This is a genomic window from Streptomyces sp. NPDC040589 (assembly GCF_055594445.1).
On record NZ_JBVIWP010000006.1, the window covers coordinates 465,509 to 486,236 of the forward strand.

Consider the following 20,728-nt stretch of genomic DNA (forward strand, 5'->3'; position numbering starts at 1 on the left):
GTGCGGCGTCATGGCGCGGTGTCCTCGGCGAGGACCCGCGCCATCGTGCGTTCGGCGAGGGCCGTGATGGTCACGAACGGGTTGACCCCGATGGACCCGGGCACCAGCGAGCCGTCGGTGACGTACAGCCTGGGGTAGCCCTTCACCCGCCCGTAGTCGTCGGTGGCCCGGCCCAGTACGCAGCCGCCCAGCGGGTGGTAGGTGAAGTCGTCGGCGAAGACCTTGCTCGGCGAGCCGAACAGGTCGTAGCGGTAGATCGTGGCGTTCGCCCTGTTGATCCGGTCGAACAGCTTCTTCGCCATGCCCACCGACACGGCGCTCTGTGCCGCGCTCCATCCGAGCCGCACGGCGCCGCTCGCCGAGTCGTACGAGAAGGACGCCCGCTCCGGGTTCTTGGTGATCGCCAGGTAGAGGCTGACCCAGTGCTCGAGCCCCATGGGCAGGGGCGCGATCTCGGCGAAGACGGGGTTGGCGGTGTTGGCCCAGTCGTCGATGCCCATGACCGGCATGGTCGACTGGTTCGCGCCCACCGTGTCCCACAGGTGGTTGGCCCGGCCGAGCATCACGTTGCCGTTGGTACCCCAGCCTGTGCCGACGCTCGTGTCCAGGGCGGGCAGGGTGCCCGACTCCCGGGCGCGGACCAGGAGTTCCGTCGTGCCGATGCTGCCGCCGCCGAGGAAGAGGTACGTGCAGGCGTACTCCTTGGTCTCGACGACGGTGCCGGTGTCGTCGATCCGGTCGGCGCTCAGGACGTACGTCCCGTCGGCGGCCCTGCTGATCGACGTCACCCGCTCCATGGTGTGGAGGGTGACGTTCCCGGTGCCGAGCGCGGAGGCAAGGTAGGTCTTGTCGAGGCTGCGCTTGCCGTGGTTGTTGCCGTAGATGACCTCACCCCCGAGAGCGGACTTGGTCGCCGTGCCGGCCGCCTCGCGCTCCATGTGGCCGAAGTCGTAGACGTTGGGCACGAAGGTGGTCCTCAGCCCGGCGTTGTCCGCGTGTGTGCGGGAGATCCGGGTGAAGCGGTACCACTCGGTGGACTCGAACCAGGCCGGGTCGATGGTGTTGACGCCGAGCATGGAGCGGGCGCGCGGGAAGTACGTGTCGTACATCTCCGCGGTGTCCACGGTCGGGAACTGCTCGGCGAAGTAGGACCGCAGCGGGGTCACCGCCATACCGCCGTTGACCAGGGAGCCGCCGCCGACGCCCCGTCCCACGTACACGGACATGTGGTCGTAGTGCACCCGGTCCAGGACGCCCGGGTAGGCGCTGATGTCCCGGTTGACCAGGTCGAGCCAGAGGAACGTGGCGAGCGGGGCCTCGGTGCGGGTGCGGAACCACATGGAGCGCCGGTCGGGGGCGATGGTGGAGCAGAAGACCTTGCCGTCGGCGCCGGGGGTGTTCCAGAGGCGGCCCATCTCGAGGACGAGCGTGCGGATGCCGGCCTGGCCGAGGCGGAGGGCCGCCACGGCGCCGCCGTAGCCGGAACCGACGACGATGGCGGGCGCGTTGTCCACGGCGGCCGGTTCGGCCGGTTCGGCCGCCGTGGCGGACTGGAGGCCGATACGGGTGAGACCCGCCGCCGCTGCCGCCTGGAGGGCGACCATGCCGAGAATGTGACGTCTCGTCAGCTGACGTTGCATCAGTTTTGCTGTCATGCGCGCAGCATGTGCGGATTTCTACGTTCCGCCTAGGGTCCGGGGACCCCGCTCACAGCAAAGTTTTCAACTTGTCCGCCAGCAGGTCCCAGCGCCACTTCTCCTCCACCCACTCCCGTCCCCGCCCCCCCATCCGGCGCCGCAGTTCGGCGTCCGAGAGGAGCGTGACGATGCGGTCGGCCGCTTCCGCCGGGGAGCCGCCCCGCACCACCCAGCCGGTCTCCCCGTCCAGGACCGCGTCCGGCGCTCCTCCCGAGTCACCGGCCACGACCGGCAGCCCGGTCGCCGAGGCCTCCAGGTAGACGATGCCGAGGCCCTCGACGTCGAGGCCACCCCGGCGGGTGCGGCACGGCATGGCGAAGACGTCGCCGGCGCCGTAGTGGGCGGGCAGCTCGGCCCAGGGCACCGCGCCGGTGAAGCGGACGGAGGCGGCGACACCCGTCTCGTGGGACAGTCGCCGCAGGTCCCGCTCGTACGGCCCGCCCCCGACGATCAGCAGCACGGCGTCCGGCTCGGCGGCCAGGATGCGCGGCATGGCCCGGATCAGGGTGTCCTGGCCCTTGCGCCGTACCAGCCGGGAGACGCACACCACCACCGGGCGGTCCGTGAGCCCCAGCCGGGCCCGCACCTCGGCGCCGCCCGAGGCGGGATGGAACGTCTTCTCGTCGACGCCCGGCGGCAGCTGCACCATGCGCGAGGCCGCGTCCGGCGTCAGCGCGGTCGCGATCCGCGAGCGCGTGTACTCACCGAGGTAGGTGATCGTGTCCGTGGAGTCCCCGATCCGGCGCAGCAGCTGCCGGGCCGCGGGCAGCTGGGCCCAGCCGGCCTCGTGCCCGTGCGTGGTGGCCACCAGCCGCTCGGCGCCCGCGCCGCGCAGCGCCGGTGCCATCAGGCCGAGCGGTGCCGCCGCCCCGAACCACACCGAGGTGCAGCCGTGCTCCCGCAGCAGCCCGACGGCACGCCGGGTGACGGCGGGCGTCGGCAGCAGCATGGTCGTACGGTCCCGTACGACGGTGAAGGGCTGCTCGGCGTCGAAGGCGGCGGTCGCCTCGACGCCCTCCCGGCTCCGCTTCCACGTCGACGCGTAGACGACCAGCTGCTGCGGATCCAGCCGCAGCGCCATGTTGTGCAGAAACGCCTGGATGCCGCCGGGCCGGGGCGGGAAGTCGTTGGTCACGATCAGGGTCTTGCGCACGCCGCCGACCCTACCGAACCCGACCCTCACAGCCGTGCGGGGCAGCTCTTATGGCACGCTCACAGCTGTCCGGGACATCATGACCCCATCGACGGAGCACGCGGACGGGCAGGGATCAGGTGAAGACGACGGGCACGAGGCGGTCCCTGGCATGGCTGCCGGTGATCTGGTGTCTCACGAGGCTGGCGCTGCTGCTGTTCGTGATGAAGGTGTACGTCTTCCCGGGCCCGGACGTGACGAGCGACGTGCACGTCATCTACCAGGGCTGGTACGACGTCCTGCGCACCGGAACGTTCCCTCAGAACGACGTGACCTGGCAGTACCCGCCCGCCGCCGCCCTGGCGATCCTCTCCCCCGCGCTGCTGCCCTTCCTGCACTACGCGACCGCGTTCTTCGTCCTGGTCTGTGTCACCGACCTGGCCGTCCTGGCCCTGCTGACGTATGCCGGGCGGCGGCCCGGCCGGACCCTGCGCGGTGCCTGGGTGTGGGTCGTGGGCGTCCCGCTGCTGGGGCCGACGGTGTACTCGCGCTACGACGTGATGGTCACGGCCGTGGCGGTGGCCGCGCTGCTCGCCGGGGCCCGGCACCCGAAGGCGATGGGGGCGCTGGCGGCGTTCGGCGCTCTGCTGAAGGTCTGGCCGGCGATGCTCCTGCTGGCCGCCCGCCGACGGAGCGCCTGGGTGTCGGCCCTGGTGACCGGCATCGCGGTGACGGGCGCCTTCGCCCTGGCCATGCCCGGCGGGTTCGCCTTCCTCACCTTCCAGCGCGACCGGGGCACCGAGGTGGAGTCGCTCGGCGCGCTCGTCTTCCATGTCGCCCGGCACTTCGGCTGGAACGGCGAGGTGCGGCTGAACTACGGCTCGATCGAGTTCCTCGGGCCGTATGTGAGCGAGGTGAGCACGGGCGCGCTGTTCCTGACGGGGGCGGCTTTCGGCTGGCTGGTGCTGTGGCGGTTGCTGGCCCGGCGTTTCGAGGAGCACACGCTCGCCGACGCGGCCTTCGTGGCGGTGCTGATGTTCACGACAACCAGCCGGGTGATCAGCCCGCAGTACATGGTGTGGCTGGTCGGGCTGGCCGCGGTGTGCCTCTGCTTCCCCGGGAGCCGGATGCGGCTGCCGGTCGGCCTCGTCCTGGTGGCGTGCTTCGTGACGGTGCTGGAGTTCCCGCTCTACTTCGCCAACGTGGTGGCCAGCGACGGCCTCGGCCTCATCCTGCTGTTCCTGCGCAACGGCCTCCTGGTGGCCGCCACCCTCCTCGCGGCCCGCGCCCTGTGGAAGGCGACGGTGCCGCGCACGGTCCCCGCTCCCCTGCCGTCTCAGCCGGCCGCCCGTGCCGGGGAGACCTCCGTCTCCTCCTGAGCCGGGGCCCGCCGGAACAGCACCCCCGCCAGCCCGCACTGCACCGCCGTCGCGAGCGCCAGCGCGAGACACACGCCCGGCAGCCCGAGCCCCGTCAGGCTGCACGCGAGCGCCAGCTGCACCGCGGTCCCGAGCACGGTCACCCGCAGCAGCACCGAGGCGCCCCCGCTGCCCTCGAAGACCCCGCCGAGCGCGATGAGACAGGCCATCAGCAGCAGATAGGGCCCGACGCTGCGCAGAAACAGGACACCCTCGCCCGCGACCCCGGGCCCGGCGCCGAAGGCGGCCATGAGCCACGGGGCGCCTGCGGCCAGCAGTACGGCCGCGGTGAGGCCGAGGGCGCCGGAGACGAGCACGGCCTGCTGCCCGATCGCCCGCCGCGCGTCCTCCCCCGCGCCTCGGGTGTGCGCGGTGTGGATGGCGGCGGCCTGGCGGACGGCGTAGAAGGCCATGGTCGCCACGTACATGACCTTGTAGGCGATCGCATACGCGGCCACCGCCGTCACCCCGAGCCGCGCCACGATCGCGATCAGGACCAGGGCGCCCGTCTGCCGCACGGTGAAGTCGGCGGACATGGGCAGGCCGGTCGTCAGCGTCCGGCGCAGGGACACGGCCAGGGACTCGCCCGCCTCCGCCTCGCGTGCCGTCCGCAGCAGCGCGTTGCGCCGCACCGCGACGAGTCCCGCCCCGAGCGCCACGGACCGGGACAGCACCGTGGCGGCGGCGGCGCCCTGGACGCCGTAGAGGTGGATGAAGAGCGGGTCGAGGGCCAGGATCAGGCCGTTGGAGAGCAGGGCGAGCCGCAGCGGGGTTCTCGTGTCGCCGGTGCCTTTGAGGAGGCCGTCGACGAGTTGCTGGGCGAAGAAGACGGCCATGCCCGGCAGGGAGAGCGTGAAGTAGGCGACGGCGAGCGGGAGGGCGGCGCTGTCGGCCCCGCCCAGCACCAGCCGGGCCAGGGGTTCGCGTCCCAGCAGGCCGCCCGCCACGACCAGTGGCGTGACGAGCGCCCACAGCGCCCATCCGCCGCGCACGGCCGCCCGCACTGCCATGGGGTCGCGGGCGCCCCGGGCATGTGCGACCAGCACGGTCGTGCCGGAGCCGAAGACCAGGGCGATGCCGAGCAGCACGTTCTCCGTGTTGGTCGCCACGGCCACGGCGGCCACGGCCGGACCGCCCAGCCGCGCGACCCAGACGGTGTTGATGATCCCCGCCGCGACGGAGGCGAGGAGCGAGAGGTAGACGGGGCCGGCGAGCAGGAGGAGGTGCTTGCGATGGGCGTTCACCGTGACTGTCCCCCTGACCCCGAGTCCTCATGACCCTCGATACGAGCTACCCCTGTACGAGCTATCTCGATTCGAGGTAACTCGTTAAGAGGTAGCATGCGTCACACGTCACCCGCAAGGAGGACCGGAGGAGGACCATGCTGGAGCTGTCGATCCTGGGCTTCCTGGCCGAGGAGCCCCTGCACGGCTATGAGCTCAAGGAGCGCATCAAGGCCCTGACCGGTCATGTCCGGCCGGTGAGCGACGGCGCGCTCTACCCGGCGATCACGCGCCTGGTCGGGGCGGGCCTGCTCGACCAGCACACCGAGCCGGGCGCGAGCGCGGCCCCGCGCCGGATCCTCGCCCTCACCGACCGGGGCCACGAGGAACTGCTGGAGCGGCTGCGCCGGCCGAAGCAGACCGAGATCACCGACCACGTCCGCTTCAACACGGTCCTGGCGTTCCTGCGCCATCTGCCCGACCGGCACGAGCAGGCCGCGGTGCTGCGCCGCCGGCTGGACTTCCTGGAGACCCCGACGAGCTTCTTCTACGCGTCCGGCAAGCCGGTCCGTGCCGAGGAGGCGGACGACCTGTTCCGCCAGGGCGTGCTCCGGGTCGCGCGAGCGACGGGCGAGGCGGAACGAGCCTGGCTGCGCGAGACCGTCGCCCTGCTCGATCAGCCGAGCTGAGCCCGCAGATACTCCCGCCACTGCTCCGTGAAGGCCTCCGGCGTCGTCCCCAGCACGTCCCTCATCGCCTCCGCCACGGCCCCGGCCCGCTTCCGGTGCTCCCCGACGGCCCGGTAGAACGCGCCCAGCCGGGCCTCCCCCCAGCGGTCGGCGATCAGCCGGCACGCCGTCCAGCCGCTCTCGTAGGCCCGGGCCAGGCGGCTCGCGTCGCCGGTGAAGCCGAAGTCCTTGTCCTCCGGCAGCGTCTGCGGGAGCTGCCCCTGGCTCACCGCCCGGGACAGCTCCGGCGCGGCCTCGGAGGGGATGCGGCCGGTGGCGCGGTAGCCGACCCAGTCGGCGTACCCCTCGGACAGCCAGAGGGGGGTGGCGGCGCCGGTGTGGGCGCGGGTGGCGACATGGGTGGTCTCGTGGGTGACGACGACCTGCTCGCCGAGGCCGCCGAGGAGTGTGAAGGCGTCCGGGTTGACGATGATCCGGTCCGCCGGTGCCCGGGCCGGAGCACCCGTCTCTCCGGTGGTGACCGCCGCGATCCCCCGGTAGGAGGAGGCGGGCGAGCCGAGCAGCCCCGCCATCCCCTCCAGTGACTTCGGCACGAGCACGACGACGTGCCGGGACCAGTCCGTGCCCCAGGCCTCCGACACGGCGGGCACCGCACGGTCGGCCAGCTCCGCGAAGTCGCGCAGCGACCGTCCGGACTGCCCGACGCCGAGGACGAGGCTGCGGGCGCCCCGGACGGCCTGCACCGCGCCTTGGTCCCACAGTTGCTGCGCGGACTTCTTCGCGGGCCGGTCCGCTTCGACGGACCATCGCCCGTCCGCGTCCCGGCTCAGCCGCAGGGTGCGGCCCGCGGTCACCGGCGCCCGGTCGTACCCGGCGACGCGGTAGCGCAGTTCGGCGTCGGCGGTGGCGGTGTCGCCGGTGCGGCGCACGTCGGTCACCCGGTACGACCAGGTGGCCAGGGGCACCGCGCGCAGACGGGCGAAATCCACCCCCGTGCCCGTCCGTTCGTAGGCCCGCTCGTCGCGGTCCAGGACGGCGGCGGCACGCCGGTCCAGGAGCCGCTGGACGTCGGCCGTGGCGCTGTCGGCGGCGGACCGCCCGCCGCACCCGACCAGGGCGACGAGCAACACGACGAGCGCCACCACCGCGGACCCCGACCTTCGACCAGCCACGTTCCCGATCGTACGGGCGCCGGGCCGCGCCGGTCAGACCCTGGTGACCGAGGAGACGGGCATCATCCCGACCGGGTCGTAGCGCACGGGTGCGCCGGGGTAGGGCGCGTGGATGACCTGGCCGTTGCCCATGTACATCCCGACATGGCTGGCGTCGTCCCGGTAGACGACCAGGTCACCGGGGCGCGCCTCGGACAGCGGGACCTGCCGGCCGGCGTACCGCTGGGCCTGCGAGGTGCGCGGCAGGGACACCCCGGCCTGCGCGTACGACCACTGTGTCAGGCCCGAACAGTCGAAGCCGGAGGGGCCGTTGGCGCCCCAGACGTAGGGCCTGCCGACCACGCTGCGGGCGGCTGCGACGGCGGCGGCCCCACGTCCCGAGGCGGGGGTGGCGTTCCCGAGGTAGGGCAGGTCTCCTCGGCCGGAGCGGGAGGCCCGGTCGTAGGCGGCGCGCTCGGCCTCCGGCAGGGAGTTGAGCAGCCGCCGGGCCGTGGCGAGCTTCCGCTCGACCGACTTCTTGTGGACGGCGACCGTCTTGCGGCTCTTCTCCAGTTCGCGGAGCTTCGCGGCGGCCTCCTCGCGGTCCCGGGCGAGTTCGCGCATGGCGTCCTGGAGGCCCTTCAGCTCACCGGCCTGGTGGGCGGTGACGCGGTCCAGCCGGGCGGCCCGGTCGAGGTAGTCCTCCGGGTCGTCGGAGAACAGCAGGGCGAGGGACGGGTCGAGGCCTCCCGAGCGGTACTGGGCGCCGGCGAGCGAACCGAGCGACTCCCGCATGGAGTTGATGCGCTGCTGCTGCCGGGCGATCCGGTCCCGGGCGGTACCGGCCTCCTCGCGCAGCTCGTCGGCGCGCTCGTCGGCCTTGTTGTAGGCCTCGGTGGCCTTCTCGGCCTGCTCGTAGAGGCGGTCCACCTCGGCCCTGGTGTCGTCGTACGGTGCGGACGCGGCCGGCAGCGCGCACAGGGCGGTGGCCGCGACGGACAGGAAGCCGACCGCGGCACCGGCGCCCCGGTCGAACCCGGACGGTGCAAGTCGGCGATGGGACCCCACGGGAAGCCGCTCTCCTTCCGCTGACGGACTTGGAAACGCGGCAGACAGTAGCCCCGCGACCGGGGGCAGCCAACGACCATCCGTGGGTACGCGACACGACGCCCCGCCGCTGACGCAGGTCACCGGCGGGGCGTGGGCTTACTCAAGGATGTGGCGATTCCCCCGAATGGCGGACACGGTGTCCTCGGGGGTGCCGTTCGTCAGACGCGGACGCCGAACATGAACGGGCCGCCGATGGTGTCCATCGACTCGTAGCGGACGACCGTGCCGGTGCGCGGCGCGTGGATGATCTGTCCGTTGCCGGCGTAGAGGCCGACGTGGTGCAGGTCGTTGAAGAAGAAGACCAGGTCGCCGACCTTGAGCTGGCTGACCGAGGAGATCCTGGTGCCGATCTGGGACTGCGCCTCGGAGGTGCGCGGGATCTGCATGCCGGCCGCCGCGTAGGCCCGGGAGGTGAGACCGGAGCAGTCGTAGGAGCTGGTGCCGGTGGCGCCGTAGACGTAGGGCTTGCCGAGCTGGCTCTCGGCGAAGGCGAAGGCCGCGGCGGCCCGGCCCGAGCCGGACGGGACGTTGCCGGTGAGGGCGTCGCGCTGGCTGTCCCGGCTGGCGCGGTCCTGCTCGGCGGCGAGCGCCTGCTTCTCGGCGGCGGTGAGGCTGTTGAGCAGCTTCTGCGCGGAGCCGAGCTTGCCCTGGACTTCCTTCTTCTTCTTGCCCAGTTCGGTGCGGGTGGAGGCGAGGTCCTTGAGCTTCTCGGAGGCCTCGGCGCGCTCCTGGGCGAGTTCGCGCTGCTTCTCCTGGACCTTCTTCAGCGCCTCGACCTGCTGGCTGCTCAGCTGGTCGAGCGTGGAGGCCTTCTCGAGGTAGTCGTCCGGGTTCGAGGAGAGGAAGAGCTGGACCGAGGGGTCGATGGAGCCGGTCCGGTACTGCGACGCGGCCGCGAGGCCCAGGCTGTCGCGCAGCTCGTTGAGCTCCTCCTGGCCGCGGGCGACGTTGTCCTGGATGGTGGAGATCTCCTTCTGGAGCTTCTCCTGCTTCTCCTTGGCCCCGTTGTACTTCTCGGTGGCCTGCTCCGCCTCTTCGTAGAGCTTGTCGACCTTCGCCTTGACCTCGTCCTTACTCGGCTTCTCGCTGGGGGCCGCGTTGGCGGCCTGCGAGCTGAAGGCGACGGCAGCGGCGGCGGCTGTGGTCAGCACGGTCACACGTGCGCGGCTCGGCTGCTTGGGACGACGGTGGGACGCCACGGGTGAAAAGCTCCTTCTGCCCCCTCCGCCGTCTCTCCCGATGAGTGATCACCCGAGCGGAGGTTTCGGAGCCCGACCCTAGTGACCTTCCTGTGATCAGTTCAAATCCTCAGATGAAAAATTGCGTCACAGTGAGCCAACTTTTCCCCTGGACTCACAGGCGGTGAGACTCACTTGACTTAACGTGGTCCACAGGTCTCACCAATTCGGGCATCACGCCCGGACGTTACGCATCGCCCGTACGGCGCCTAGGCACGCGAAAGGCGCTTGAGGAGCATCGCCGAGGCCACGGGCCGGGCGCCGGCCCGGGCCACCCCGTCGGCGACCTCCCGGTCGGTGGACGCCACGATGACCGGCCTTCCGGGTGGTTCGGCGCGCACGAGTTGACGGATGAGCTCGTCGGCGGTGACGCCCGGCTTCGAGAACAGCACCCGTACCCCGCGCGGCGGCGCCAGCAGGACCGGCGCGGCCAGTTCGGCCCCGTCGAAGACGCATGTCACCTCGGCGCCGCTCTGCGCCGCCAGTTGAGAGAGCTGCCCCAGCAGCCTGAGGCGCTGCTTCTCCAGCGGCATCTGCGGATAGCCGGTCTTGGTGACGTTGTAGCCGTCGACGACCAGATGGGCCTGCGGCAGCGCCAGCAGCTGGTCGAGGACCTGCGGGTCGTTCTCGGAGAGCGCGCGGGCGGCGATGTCCTTCGGGCTCATCCGGCCCGGCTCGACTGCGTCCACGGTCTCGGCGGGCCGCACCGAAACCGGCGGCAGGGCCAGTTCGCGCCGGAGCCCCTGCGTGGCGTCCAGCAGGGTGTCCAGCAGCAGCCGCACCCGCATGTCCTCGACGCTGCGGCCTTCGCGGGCCGCCCGGCGCGTGGCCTCCAGGGCCGCCTCGGCCTCCCCCAGCCGGGCCTTGAGCCGCCGGGTCTCGCTCTCGGCGGCGGACACCTGGGCGTGCCCCTCGGCGCGCACGGCCTCCATCTCGCCGTGCGCCTTGCGCAGGGCGGCCTCGCCGCGCTTGACGTCGCTGAGGGCGGCTCGGAGCTTGCGGTGCAGCGACTCGGATTCCCTCTTGGCCGATTCCAGCTCCGTGCGCAGCCGCTCGGTCTCGGTCCTGGTGTGGTCACGGGCCCGGGCCAGCTCGTCGCGGAGCCGCTCCAGCTCGGCCCGGCTCTCCTCGTCGGCGCGCTCGGCGTCGGCCCGCTGGGCCTCCTCGCCGGCGGCGGTCACCAGCTTCACCCAGTCGGTCGGCCGCAGTACGTAGGCCGCGGCCGCCACGTCGAGCGGGTCCGCGGCCGGGGGCGGGGAGCCTGAGTCGAGGGCGCCGGCCAGTTCCGGCTGGGCCTCTCTGAGCTTCTCCCCGATGCGCTGCCGGAAGAGCGGATCGGTCTCCAGCGCCGAGGCCATGGCGTTGCCGGCGAACTTGGCTCTGCGGTTCGGGGCGAACCGGGCGTACTGCCTGAGCTGTGCGGGCAGCTCGCCGACCGTCAGCGATCCGAAGCCGTCGGAGACGATCTGCACGACCTTGCGGCGCACGCCGTCGGGCAGCGGACGGTCGAGCACCTCGGCGGCGCCGTCGCCCGGCCCCCCGCCTGTGGTCTCCACCATCCGTCACACCCCAATGCCTGTGCGGGCCCGCTCCCCTCAGGAGCCGGCGCCCGGCCTGTCCACGAGTTCCACCTGGTCCACCGCGTTGCACCAGCGGCAGCGCACCGACTCGATGGTCTCACTGAGCACCTCGCGCTCCTCGACCTTCGCCTCTCCGGCAAGGTCGAGGTGGACGTACTCGACGACCTTCGACGAGCGGGTCACGTCGAAACGCGTGAGGTTGCCGCAGAGGGTGCAGCGCCACCGCGTCTCGGCGGTCGGCAGGGGAACCGTCATCGTGGCCTGTTCTCTTTCCTTCTAGTGTCCGTGACGCCACCGGCTTCCCCGGTGCGTGTGGCTCGTAACCCTACGGCCTGCATGGTCCTCGTCGCCTGCGTGTCCACGGCGGCGAGGCGGTCTGTGCGGTTGCGTCCGGTTACGTCATGCTCTGTACCCATGATCAGCAAGTGGAGCGCGTCGATCGGCCGGGTGAGCGGATCGATCAGGGGATCGTCGGCGCCCGTGACGTACGCACTGATCGCCCTGTGCTGCACGGTCTTCCTGGCCGGGCCCGCCTCGGGCATCGGCCCGGCGTACGGCTCGGGCGACGATCTGCTCGCCGCGCAGCGGGCCTACTTCCGGCACTGGGGCGTGATTCCCGCAGAACTGTTCGAGGGATCCCCCGGGGCGGCCCTCACCCCGGCGACGGCGCTCTTCGTCCACGGCACCTGGGTGCACCTGCTCGGCAACATGCTCTTCCTCTACGTCTTCGGGGCGATGACCGAGGAACGGATGGGGCGGGTGCAGTTCACCCTGTTCTACGTCGGCTGCGGCTACCTGGCCCTGCTCGGGTACGCCGTCGCCAACGCGGACTCCGAGCAGTCCCTGGTCGGTGCCTCCGGGGCGATCTCGGCGGTCCTCGGCGCGTTCCTGTACCTGTTCCCCCGTGCCCGGGTGACCAGTCTCCTGCCGTTCCTCTTCTTCCTGCCGGTGCGCTTCCCGGCCTGGGTCGTGCTGCCGTTCTGGGCGGCACTGCAGTGGCTGGCGGCGGGACGGGCCTCGGACGGGCCCGGGGTGGCCTACCTCGCCCACCTGATCGGCTTCGGTCTGGGCTTCTGCTACGCCTCGGTCCGCTACGGCCGTCCCACCGGCCCCACTAGAGTGAAGACCGCCCCTGCTCCGGCCCCCGAGGGAGAGAACCAGCCGTGATCACCGCGATCGTCCTCATCAAGACCAGCGTGGACCGGATCCCCGAGATCGCGGAGTCGATCGCGGCGCTGGACAGCGTCAGCGAGGTCTTCTCCGTCACCGGCACCTACGACCTCATCGCGATGGTCCGGGTGAAGCAGCACGAGGACCTCGCCGAGGTCATCCCCGGCCGGATCAGCAAGATCCCCGGTGTGGAGGGCACGGACACGCACGTGGCGTTCCGTACCTACTCGCAGCACGACCTGGAGGCGGCGTTCTCGATCGGGCTGGACAACTGAGGAACCGCCGCTCATGAACGCGGGCTCCGGATGAAGAGTTCTTCATCCGGACTTCATCCTGCCCGCCGGGTTCCGTCCGCAGGATCGGGCGCATGGTTTTCTCTCGCCGGATGGCGGCCCTGTCCGCCGTCGTGCTGATCCCGCTGGGCATCGCCGCGACCAGCTACGCCCTCGCGGACAGTCCCGAGTCGCCCAAGGTCCCCTCCCAGCAGGTGGAGCTGGACCACCGCTCGCCCACGCCCACCTCCACGCTCACGCCCGCCTCGAAGCCCACGCCGCCCGACGCCACGCCGGGCGACGAGGTCGTCTCGCGGCCCCCGGTGACCGACAGCTCAGCGAGTGACGACGATGACGACGACGGCGGCCAGGGCAACGGAGACGACGGACCGGGCGACGACGGACCCGGCTCCGACAACTGACCCCGGCCGGCGGCGCGTCTCCGCCCGGGTCCGCATCCTGCTCTGGCTGCTGCTCGTGATGGCGGTCGCGCTCGCCTCGGTTGCCATGACCACCCGCTCCTTCCTGCTGCGGGACGTCGACAACCGGATCAACCGCCTGCTCACCCAGGAGACCGGCGAGTTCGCCAACTTCGAGGAACGGGGCGGGGATCCGCAGACCGGCCGCCCGTTCACCGACGCGAACCGGCTGCTGACGGTGTTCCTGGAACGGCAGTACCCCGACGCGGACGAGGAGCTGATCGGCCTGGTCGGCCGGGCGGGCAGCGGCCCCCGGCAGATCCGCCAGCAGCACGACCTGCCCGTCGCCCTGCCCCTGCACCGGGATCCCCGTGCCAAGCGCGCCGTCTTCGACTCGCCCGAGTCCTCCGGGGTGCTCCAGCGCCCCGAGGGCGAGATCCGCTGGGCGAAGGTCACCGTGGCCCGGCAGGGCCGGGCGCCGGACGCGGCGTTCGTCGTCGCCTTCCACCCGGAACGCGAGCGGGCACGGGTGAACGACATGTTCCGCACGCTGCTCGTCATCTCCGGGGTCGCCCTGCTGCTGACCGTCGGCATCGCCTGGGCGGTCGCCGGGCGGATCCTCAAACCGGTGCGGGTGGTGCGCACCGCGGCGGCCCAGCTCACCGAGCAGGGCCTCACCCGGCGGATCCCGGTGCACGGCAACGACGACATAGCGGCCCTCGCCGAGACGTTCAACGGCATGCTCGACCGGCTGGAGCGGGCCTTCGCCGCCCAGCGCGAGTTCGTCGACGACGCCGGGCACGAACTGCGTACCCCCATCACCATCGTGCGCGGCCATCTGGAACTCATGGGCGACGACCCGGCCGAACGTGAGGAGACGGTCCGGCTGGTCACCGACGAGCTGGACCGGATGAGCCGCATCGTCGAGGACCTGCTGCTCCTCGCCAAGGCCGAACGCCCCGACTTCGTCACCCCCGAGCCGGTCCAGGTCGCCGAACTCACCGCCGACGTCTACGTCAAGGCCCGCACCCTGGGCGAACGCGACTGGCGGCTCGACGGGGTCGCCGACCTGGAGGCCGAGCTGGATCCGCAGCGGATCACCCAGGCCATGGTGCAGCTCGCGCAGAACGCCGTGCAGCACACCACGACCGGCCAGACCATCCGCATCGGCTCCCGCACCGACGGCCCGGACCTGGAGCTGTATGTGGCCGACTCCGGGCCCGGGGTGCAGCCCCAGGACGCCGAGGTGATCTTCGAACGCTTCCGGCGCGGCACGGCCCGCCGCGGCACCCGGGGCTCCGGCGCGGGACTCGGGCTGTCCATCGTCAAGGCCATCGCCGAGGGCCACCGGGGCCGGGTACGGCTCTACGGCACGCCCGGTGGCGGCGCCACGTTCGCCCTCGTTCTGCACGCACCCCGGGCACCGGAAGGGGACTCCCCGTGAACCGCATCCTCATCGTCGAGGACGAGGAGCGCATCGCCTCCTTCGTGGAGAAGGGCCTGCGCTCCAACGGCTTCACCACGACCGTCGTCACCGACGGCGACGCGGGGTACGAATACGCCCTGACCGGCGGCTTCGACCTCGTCGTCCTGGACATCGGGCTGCCCGGCCGGGACGGCTTCACGATCCTGCGCGAGCTGCGTGAGGCGCGGGTGTCGGTGCCGGTGATCGTGCTGACCGCGCGGGACTCCGTACGGGACACGGTGGCCGGCCTGGAGGGCGGCGCCGACGACTGGATGACCAAGCCGTTCCGCTTCGAGGAGCTGCTCGCCCGGGTACGGCTGAGGCTCCGTACGGCGGCGCGGGCGCCGGAGGTGACGGTGCTTCGGTCGGGCTCCCTGAGCCTCGATCTCCGTACCAGGCGTGCGCGGTCCGGGGAGCGGACGATTGATCTGACGGCTCGTGAGTTCGTGTTGCTGGAGCTGTTTCTGCGGCATCCGGGGCAGGTGCTGTCCCGGGAGCAGATCCTGTCGCATGTGTGGGGGTACGACTTCGATCCGGGGTCCAACATCGTGGATGTGTACGTACGGACACTGCGGAAGAAGCTGGGGGCGGAGCGGGTGGAGACGGTGCGGGGGATGGGGTACCGGGTGCCGTAGTGCCGCGTGGGCGTCGTTGCCGGGTGCGGGTTCGCTGTGGTTGTTCGCGCAGTTCCCCGCGCCCCTGAAGGACATGTGAAAACTCCTTCATGTGGGGCTCATGGGCGACTCACCGCCCGCGCGGAACCTCGATGGTGTGACGCTGAATCTCCGAACCACCGCCTGTCTGTGCGTGGCGCTGTCCGTGTGTCTGCTGCTCGCGATCCCCGGGAACTTCCCCGGCCTCGGCGGCGACGCCCGTTTCACGCTCGCCGTGTTCGTGTTCGCGACCTGCGCCTGGATCGGGACGTCGATCGACGACACCTATATCGCGCTGGGCGCCGGACTCGCGCTCACGGTGACCGGGGTGATCAGCAGCGACACCCTGTTCGGCACGCTCGGCGATGCCACGGTGTGGCTGCTGATCTGCGCGTTCGTGCTGGCGGCCGCGGTGAGCCGGACCGGGCTCGCCGGCCGGGCGGCGGTGTTCCTGGTCAGCGGGGCACGCACCGTACGGCAGCTCGTGCACCTGACGACGGCCGCCCTGGTCGTCACGGCGTTCGCGGTGCCCGCCACCTCGGGCCGGGCCGCGCTCGCGCTGCCGGTGTTCCTGGCCCTCGCGAAGGTCCTCGCCGACCGGAGGCGACTGGTCGTGATGCTGGCGTTGCTCTTTCCGACCGTGATCCTTCTGTCGGCGGTGGCGACCCTGATCGGCGCGGGCGCGCATCTGATCACCGTGTCGGTGCTGTGGGAGACGACCGGGCAGCACATCGGCTTCACGGAGTGGCTGCTGCTGGGCCTGCCGCTGGCCGTGGCCTCGTCCCATCTGGCCGCCGAGCTCGTGATGCTGACGACGACCCGGCGGGCGGACCGCCGCGGCCCCGTCAGCATCACCCCGGAGCAGATCCAGGAGCACAGCGAGCAGCCGGTGACCGGCCCCTGGAACCAGGCCGAGAAGCGCTGCACCCTGCTCCTCGCCACGGTGGTGCTGCTGTGGTGCAGTGAGCCGCTGCACCGGGTGCCGCCCGCCCTGGTCGCGCTGATCGGCGCCGTCATCGCCTCCTCCCCCGCCCTCGGCACCGTCCGCCTGAAGGACGCGCTGAAGACCGTCCCCTGGTCGCTGCTGCTGTTCATGGCGGCGACGATGGCGATGGGCGTCGCGCTCGCCGACTCGGGAGCGGCGAAGTGGCTGGTCTCGGGGCTGCCGACGGGCCAGCCCCCGGTGATGTTCCTGGCGATCGTGATCGCCGTCAGTACGGCGGCCCACCTGGTCCTGCAGTCCCGCTCGGCCCGCTCGTCGGTCCTGGTCCCGCTGGTCGTGGCCGCCGCGGTCGGCGTCGGCGTCAACCCGGTCGCCGCCGCGCTCGCCTCCACCGCCGCCGCCGGCTTCTGCCACACCCTGCCCGCCTCGGCCAAGCCGGTCACGCTCTTCGCGCAGATCCCCGGCACCCCCACCTACACCCCGCGGGACCTGCTGCGGCTGTCCGCGTTCCTGGCCCCGCTGACCGCCGCGCTCGTCCTGCTCTTCGCCGTCGCGGTGTGGCCGCTGCTCGGCGTGTCCGTCACCCGTTAAGGAGCCCTCATGCTGACCCGTGTCGTCGTAGCCCCCAGCGGCTTCAAGGAGTCCCTGTCCGCGGAGGCGGCGGCCGACGCCATCGCCGCAGGTGTCCGCCGTGTCCTGCCCGACGCCGAGATCGACCTGGTTCCGCTGGTGGACGGCGGCGAGGGCACGGCCGTCGCCCTGGCCGCCGCGACCGGCGGCCGGCTCGTCACCGTGCCCGCCACCGGCCCCGTCGGGGAGACCATCGGCGCCCACTTCGCCCTGCTGGGCTCAGGTGACACGGCGGTGGTGGAGATGGCGGCGGTCGCGGGCCTCTCCCTCGTCCCGTGCGAGCTGCGCGACCCGGGCGCCACCACCACGTACGGTGTCGGCGAACTGATCCGCTCCGCGCTCGACCGGGGCGTTGGGCGGATCCTCGTCGGCTGCGGCGACTCGGGCACCTCGGACGGCGGCGCGGGCGCGCTCCAGGCGCTCGGGGCCCGGCTCCTGGACGAGGAGGGCCGGGAACTGCCGTACGGAGGAGCCGCGTTGGCGCGTCTGCACCGCATCGATCCGCGGGGCCTGGACTCCCGGCTGGCCGACGTGGAACTGCTCGTGGCCTGCAACCCCTACAACGTGCTGTGCGGCGAGCGGGGCGTCGCCCGGGTCTTCGGCCCGCAGAAGGGCGCGACGCCACTCCAGGTCGAGGAGCTGTCGGCCGGCCTGGAGAACTGGGCCTTCGTCCTCACCCGCGATGTCGCCGTCCCGGACACGAACCTCCGCTCCGGCCCCGGAACCGGGGCCTCCGGCGGCCTGGGAGCCGGCCTCGCCGCCCTGGGCGCCCGGCTCCTGCCCCGCTTCGACGTGCTGCTGGACCATCTCGACCTGGACGCCCGGCTGGCCCGCGCCGACCTGGTCGTCACCGCCGAGGGCGCCCTGGACCACCAGACACCGCGCGGCAAGGTCCCGGCCGAGGTGGCCCGCCGGGCCAAGCTCCACGGCCGCCCGGTCCTGGCCCTGGCGGGCACGCTCGGCGAGGGCGCGCACAAGGTGCCGGGCGTGGACGCGTTCAGCGGCATCCTGCCGGCTCCGATGGCCCTGGCGGAGGCCCTGGTGCGGGCCTCCGAACTCCTCACGGACGCGACCGAACGCGCCCTGGGGATGATCCTTCTGGGTGCCCGGCTACCGGCTCACGCGGAGGTGTCCGGGACGCAACGGCCGTCCTCCGTGCGGTAGTTCCACCGCGCACCGTCCTGGACCAGCTCCTTGACGGCGCTGACGAACCGCTCGACATGCTCGTCGGGCGTGCCCGCGCCGAAGCTCACCCGGATGGCGTTGAGGGACTTCTCACCGGGAGCCGCCTCCGGTGCGCCGCACTCGCCCTGGGTCTGCGGGTCGCTGCCCAGCAGGGTCCGCAGCAGGGGGTGGGCGCAGAACAGCCCGTCCCGCACCCCGATGCCGTACTCGGCGGAGAGGGCGGCGGCGAAGTGGGAGCTGTTCCAGCCCTCGACTACGAAGGAGATGACGCCGACGCGCGGGGCGTCGTCACCGAAGAGGGAGAGGATCCGGACCTGCGGCACCTCGGCGAGGCCCGTACGCACCTTCTCGATCAGGTACTGCTCGCGCGCGACCAGGTTGTCGAACCCGGCCTCGGTGAGCGCCGTGCAGGCGGAGGCGATGGAGTAGGCGCCGATGACGTTCGGGGAGCCGGCCTCGTGACGGGCGGCACTGTCGTGCCACTCCACGTCGACGCCGCCGTCCGTACGCCGCGCCACCTTCCGCGAGGCACCGCCGCCCGCGAGGTACGGATCCGCCTCACGCAGCCAGTCGGACCGGCCGGCCAGGACGCCGGAGCCGAAGGGCGCGTACAGCTTGTGCCCGGAGAAGGCGACCCAGTCGACGTCGAGGTCCGCGACGGACACCGGGTGGTGCGGGGCCAGTTGGGCGGCGTCCAGCACGATCCGGGCGCCATGGGCGTGCGCGGCGGCCGCGAGCTCCCGTACGGGCCACAGCTCGCCGGTGACGTTCGAGGCGCCGGTGACGCAGACGAGGGCCGGCCCGTGGCCCCCCTCGATCGACACAGTCCGGTCGGCGAGGGCGCGCTCCAGGGTCTCGACGGCCTGGCGCGGGCTGCTCGGGGCGTCCAGGTAGGTGACGCGCGCGTTCCGCCACGGCAGCAGGGAGGCGTGGTGCTCGGTCTCGAAGACGAAGACCTGGCAGTCGGCCGGGAGCGCGGCGGCGAGGAGGTTCAGGGAGTCGGTGGTGGACCGGGTGAACACCACCTGGTCACCGTCCCGGCAGCCGAGGAACTCCGCGACGGTCCGCCGGGCGTTCTCGAAGAGGTCGGTCGACAGCTGGGACAGGTACCCGGCACCACGGTGGACGCTGCCGTAGTACGGCGCGTAGGCGGCGACGTCGTCCCAGACGCGCTGGAGCGCCGGGGCGCTGGCGGCGTAGTCGAGCGCGGCGTAGGTGACCTCGCCCCCGGTCACGAGCGGCACGGTGACATCCCGGCCAAGAACGGGCAGAGAGGCACAAACTGACTGGTCGGCGGCAGCGGTGGAGACAGACATGGCGGAACTCCCGTGAAGGCAGGTGGAATCCGCCCGCGAGCACATGCGGCTCAAGCGGGGGCGAAGGAAAGAGGGGGTGCGGAGGCGGGGCTCTGCGGCCCTATCGCATTCGCTGGTTCACGAGAAACTCCTCGTCACGCGCTTGCCATAGACCTCGCTGCCTACGGCCTGGTCTTCACCCGGGGCACCCCGCCACGGACGGAGGGTTGCCGGACAGTCGGCCGGGGCCTCATGACTGTCACTCATGACCTGATCAGGAAAGTACGCGAAAAGATCGGCGTCCCGCAACCCGAGTCCGGATCGCGGGACGCCGTACGAGATCCGCTAGGCGTTGCTCGCGGCCACCCAGCGCTCCAGGGTCCGCTTCGCGGCCCCCGAGTCGATCGACTCCGCCGCCTTCGCCATCCCGGCACGGACCTGGTCGGCCAGGGGTGCCGCCGTCGGCTCCAGAGCCACCAGCGCGGCCGCCGAGTTCAGCAGGACCGCGTCGCGGACCGGCCCGGTCTCGCCCTCCAGCAGGCGGCGGGCGACCTCGGCGTTGTAGGAGGCGTCCGCGCCGCGCAGGGCCTCCACGGGGACCAGTTCGAGGCCCACGTCACGCGGGTCGAAGGGCTCCTCGGTGACCTTGCCGTCCCGGACGATCCACACCCGGGAGGTGGCCGTGGTGGTCAGTTCGTCCAGGCCGTCGTCGCCCCGGAAGACCAGGGACGAGTTGCCGCGCTCGGCGAAGACGCCCGCGACGATCGGCGCCATGCGCGGGTCCGCCACACCGACGGCCTGGGCGCGCACCCGGGCCGGGTTGGTCAGCGGGCCGAGCGCGTTGAACACCGTACGGATGCCCAGCTGGCCGCGTGCCGCGCCCGCGTGGCGCAGGGCCGGGTGGAACTTCACCGCGAAGCAGAAGGTGATCCCGGCCTCCTCGGCGACCTCCGCGACCCGGTGCAGCGGCAGCTCCAGATTGACCCCGAGCTTCTCCAGCACGTCGGAGGCCCCGGACGCCGAGGAGGCGGCCCGGTTGCCGTGCTTGACGACCTTCGCGCCCGTGCCGGCGACGACGATCGAGGACATCGTGGAGATGTTGACCGTCTTGGCGCCGTCACCGCCCGTGCCGACGATGTCGACCGTCGCCCCGGGCACCTCGATCACGTTGGCGTGCGCGTACATCGTCCGGACGAGGCCGTTGATCTCCTCGACGGTCTCGCCCTTGGCCCGCAGGGCCACCACGAAGCCCGCGATCTGCGCCTCGGTCGCCTCGCCGCGCATGATCAGGTCCATCGCCCAGGCGGTGTCGTCCGCGCTCAGGTGCCTGCCGTCCAGCAGGCCGTTCAGCAGGGCGGGCCAGGAGCGGCCCGCCGCGGTGTCGCCTCCAGCGGGGGTCACAGCGCTCATCAGCCGCTCCTGGGTCGTCGTACGTCACGTAAAAGCAGTGGTCCCACC

19 protein-coding genes and 1 riboswitch are annotated in these 20,728 nt (G+C 72.1%); of the genes, 9 read left to right on the plus strand and 10 right to left on the minus strand.

Going from position 1 to position 20,728, the window contains the following annotated elements:
- Positions 1–8: 8 nt before the first annotated feature.
- Complete coding sequence (locus ACZ58V_RS28050) at positions 9–1,655, minus strand: GMC oxidoreductase (RefSeq protein ID WP_471293262.1); 1,647 nt, start codon at positions 1,653–1,655, stop codon at positions 9–11.
- Positions 1,656–1,707: 52 nt separating this feature from the next.
- On the minus strand, positions 1,708–2,850 hold the full coding sequence (locus ACZ58V_RS28055; RefSeq protein ID WP_471293265.1) for a glycosyltransferase family 4 protein: 1,143 nt from the start codon (positions 2,848–2,850) through the stop codon (positions 1,708–1,710).
- A gap of 119 nt (positions 2,851–2,969) precedes the next feature.
- Between ACZ58V_RS28055 and ACZ58V_RS28060 the strand changes: the two genes are divergently transcribed.
- On the plus strand, positions 2,970–4,208 hold the full coding sequence (locus ACZ58V_RS28060; protein ID WP_471293268.1) for a glycosyltransferase 87 family protein: 1,239 nt from the start codon (positions 2,970–2,972) through the stop codon (positions 4,206–4,208).
- On the opposite strand, the gene ACZ58V_RS28065 is transcribed toward ACZ58V_RS28060, so the two are convergent.
- A complete protein-coding gene (locus ACZ58V_RS28065; RefSeq protein WP_471293271.1) occupies positions 4,166–5,491 on the minus strand; it encodes an MATE family efflux transporter in 1,326 nt (441 codons plus the stop codon). The two genes, ACZ58V_RS28060 and ACZ58V_RS28065, sit on opposite strands and share 43 nt — an antisense overlap.
- Positions 5,492–5,628: 137 nt before the next feature.
- On the opposite strand from ACZ58V_RS28065, the gene ACZ58V_RS28070 reads away from it, so the two are divergent.
- Positions 5,629–6,159 carry a PadR family transcriptional regulator gene (locus ACZ58V_RS28070; protein WP_468193579.1) on the plus strand — a complete coding sequence of 177 codons (531 nt, stop codon included), beginning with the start codon at positions 5,629–5,631 and terminating at the stop codon, positions 6,157–6,159.
- On the opposite strand, the gene ACZ58V_RS28075 is transcribed toward ACZ58V_RS28070, so the two are convergent.
- The 5 genes from ACZ58V_RS28075 to ACZ58V_RS28095 form a co-directional block, all read right to left on the minus strand.
- Entirely contained in the window at positions 6,147–7,331 is a 1,185-nt protein-coding gene (locus ACZ58V_RS28075) for a hypothetical protein (protein ID WP_471293274.1), read from the minus strand. The genes ACZ58V_RS28070 and ACZ58V_RS28075 overlap by 13 nt on opposite strands.
- 33 nt (positions 7,332–7,364) lie before the next feature.
- Positions 7,365–8,378, minus strand: coding sequence for a C40 family peptidase (locus ACZ58V_RS28080; protein ID WP_471293276.1), 1,014 nt, complete (start codon positions 8,376–8,378; stop codon positions 7,365–7,367).
- 200 nt (positions 8,379–8,578) lie between these two features.
- Positions 8,579–9,619 (minus strand): C40 family peptidase, encoded by a 1,041-nt coding sequence (locus tag ACZ58V_RS28085; protein WP_468193587.1) that lies wholly within the window; start codon positions 9,617–9,619, stop codon positions 8,579–8,581.
- Between the two features lie 248 nt (positions 9,620–9,867).
- Positions 9,868–11,217 (minus strand): NYN domain-containing protein, encoded by a 1,350-nt coding sequence (locus ACZ58V_RS28090; RefSeq protein WP_471293280.1) that lies wholly within the window; start codon positions 11,215–11,217, stop codon positions 9,868–9,870.
- Between the two features lie 36 nt (positions 11,218–11,253).
- Entirely contained in the window at positions 11,254–11,493 is a 240-nt protein-coding gene (locus ACZ58V_RS28095) for a hypothetical protein (protein ID WP_184596435.1), read from the minus strand.
- Positions 11,494–11,652: 159 nt separating this feature from the next.
- Between ACZ58V_RS28095 and ACZ58V_RS28100 the strand changes: the two genes are divergently transcribed.
- The 7 genes from ACZ58V_RS28100 (at position 11,653) to ACZ58V_RS28130 (ending at position 17,954) form a co-directional block, all read left to right on the plus strand.
- The gene (locus ACZ58V_RS28100) at positions 11,653–12,405 is read left to right on the plus strand and encodes a rhomboid family intramembrane serine protease (protein ID WP_468193593.1); all 753 of its coding nucleotides are present in this window, start codon (positions 11,653–11,655) and stop codon (positions 12,403–12,405) included.
- The gene (locus tag ACZ58V_RS28105) at positions 12,402–12,683 is read left to right on the plus strand and encodes an Lrp/AsnC family transcriptional regulator (RefSeq protein ID WP_097216160.1); all 282 of its coding nucleotides are present in this window, start codon (positions 12,402–12,404) and stop codon (positions 12,681–12,683) included. The genes ACZ58V_RS28100 and ACZ58V_RS28105 overlap by 4 nt, the downstream gene beginning before the upstream one ends.
- 92 nt (positions 12,684–12,775) lie before the next feature.
- Positions 12,776–13,102 (plus strand): small secreted hydrophilic protein, encoded by a 327-nt coding sequence (locus ACZ58V_RS28110; protein ID WP_468193598.1) that lies wholly within the window; start codon positions 12,776–12,778, stop codon positions 13,100–13,102.
- The gene (locus tag ACZ58V_RS28115; protein WP_468193601.1) at positions 13,032–14,543 is read left to right on the plus strand and encodes a sensor histidine kinase; all 1,512 of its coding nucleotides are present in this window, start codon (positions 13,032–13,034) and stop codon (positions 14,541–14,543) included. Before ACZ58V_RS28110 ends, ACZ58V_RS28115 begins: the two co-directional genes overlap by 71 nt.
- Positions 14,540–15,199, plus strand: coding sequence for a response regulator transcription factor (locus ACZ58V_RS28120; RefSeq protein ID WP_468193603.1), 660 nt, complete (start codon positions 14,540–14,542; stop codon positions 15,197–15,199). Before ACZ58V_RS28115 ends, ACZ58V_RS28120 begins: the two co-directional genes overlap by 4 nt.
- A 136-nt stretch (positions 15,200–15,335) precedes the next feature.
- On the plus strand, positions 15,336–16,751 hold the full coding sequence (locus ACZ58V_RS28125) for an SLC13 family permease (protein WP_471293286.1): 1,416 nt from the start codon (positions 15,336–15,338) through the stop codon (positions 16,749–16,751).
- Positions 16,752–16,760: 9 nt separating this feature from the next.
- The gene (locus ACZ58V_RS28130) at positions 16,761–17,954 is read left to right on the plus strand and encodes a glycerate kinase (RefSeq protein ID WP_471293288.1); all 1,194 of its coding nucleotides are present in this window, start codon (positions 16,761–16,763) and stop codon (positions 17,952–17,954) included.
- On the opposite strand, the gene ACZ58V_RS28135 is transcribed toward ACZ58V_RS28130, so the two are convergent.
- Both ACZ58V_RS28135 and trpD read right to left on the minus strand, forming a co-directional pair.
- Positions 17,909–19,291, minus strand: a complete 1,383-nt coding sequence (locus ACZ58V_RS28135; protein ID WP_471293290.1) for an aminotransferase class V-fold PLP-dependent enzyme — start codon at positions 19,289–19,291, stop codon at positions 17,909–17,911. The two genes, ACZ58V_RS28130 and ACZ58V_RS28135, sit on opposite strands and share 46 nt — an antisense overlap.
- A gap of 133 nt (positions 19,292–19,424) precedes the next feature.
- Positions 19,425–19,541: riboswitch (SAM riboswitch) on the minus strand.
- A 74-nt stretch (positions 19,542–19,615) separates the two neighbouring features.
- Positions 19,616–20,680: an anthranilate phosphoribosyltransferase gene (gene trpD / locus ACZ58V_RS28140; RefSeq protein ID WP_468193614.1), complete on the minus strand. Its 1,065-nt coding sequence runs from the start codon at positions 20,678–20,680 to the stop codon at positions 19,616–19,618.
- Positions 20,681–20,728: the final 48 nt, after the last annotated feature.

Excerpts from the sequence above, each read along its gene's own strand:
- ACZ58V_RS28115 (WP_468193601.1), top strand. The coding sequence starts at position 13,032 with ATGACGACGACGGCGGCCAGGGCAACGGAGACGACGGACCGGGCGACG.
- ACZ58V_RS28050 (WP_471293262.1), bottom strand. The coding sequence starts at position 1,655 with ATGACAGCAAAACTGATGCAACGTCAGCTGACGAGACGTCACATTCTC.
- ACZ58V_RS28130 (WP_471293288.1), top strand. The coding sequence starts at position 16,761 with ATGCTGACCCGTGTCGTCGTAGCCCCCAGCGGCTTCAAGGAGTCCCTG.
- ACZ58V_RS28135 (WP_471293290.1), bottom strand. The coding sequence starts at position 19,291 with ATGTCTGTCTCCACCGCTGCCGCCGACCAGTCAGTTTGTGCCTCTCTG.
- ACZ58V_RS28070 (WP_468193579.1), top strand. The coding sequence starts at position 5,629 with ATGCTGGAGCTGTCGATCCTGGGCTTCCTGGCCGAGGAGCCCCTGCAC.
- ACZ58V_RS28100 (WP_468193593.1), top strand. The coding sequence starts at position 11,653 with ATGATCAGCAAGTGGAGCGCGTCGATCGGCCGGGTGAGCGGATCGATC.
- trpD (WP_468193614.1), bottom strand. The coding sequence starts at position 20,680 with ATGAGCGCTGTGACCCCCGCTGGAGGCGACACCGCGGCGGGCCGCTCC.
- ACZ58V_RS28095 (WP_184596435.1), bottom strand. The coding sequence starts at position 11,493 with ATGACGGTTCCCCTGCCGACCGCCGAGACGCGGTGGCGCTGCACCCTC.
- ACZ58V_RS28110 (WP_468193598.1), top strand. The coding sequence starts at position 12,776 with ATGGTTTTCTCTCGCCGGATGGCGGCCCTGTCCGCCGTCGTGCTGATC.
- ACZ58V_RS28090 (WP_471293280.1), bottom strand. The coding sequence starts at position 11,217 with ATGGTGGAGACCACAGGCGGGGGGCCGGGCGACGGCGCCGCCGAGGTG.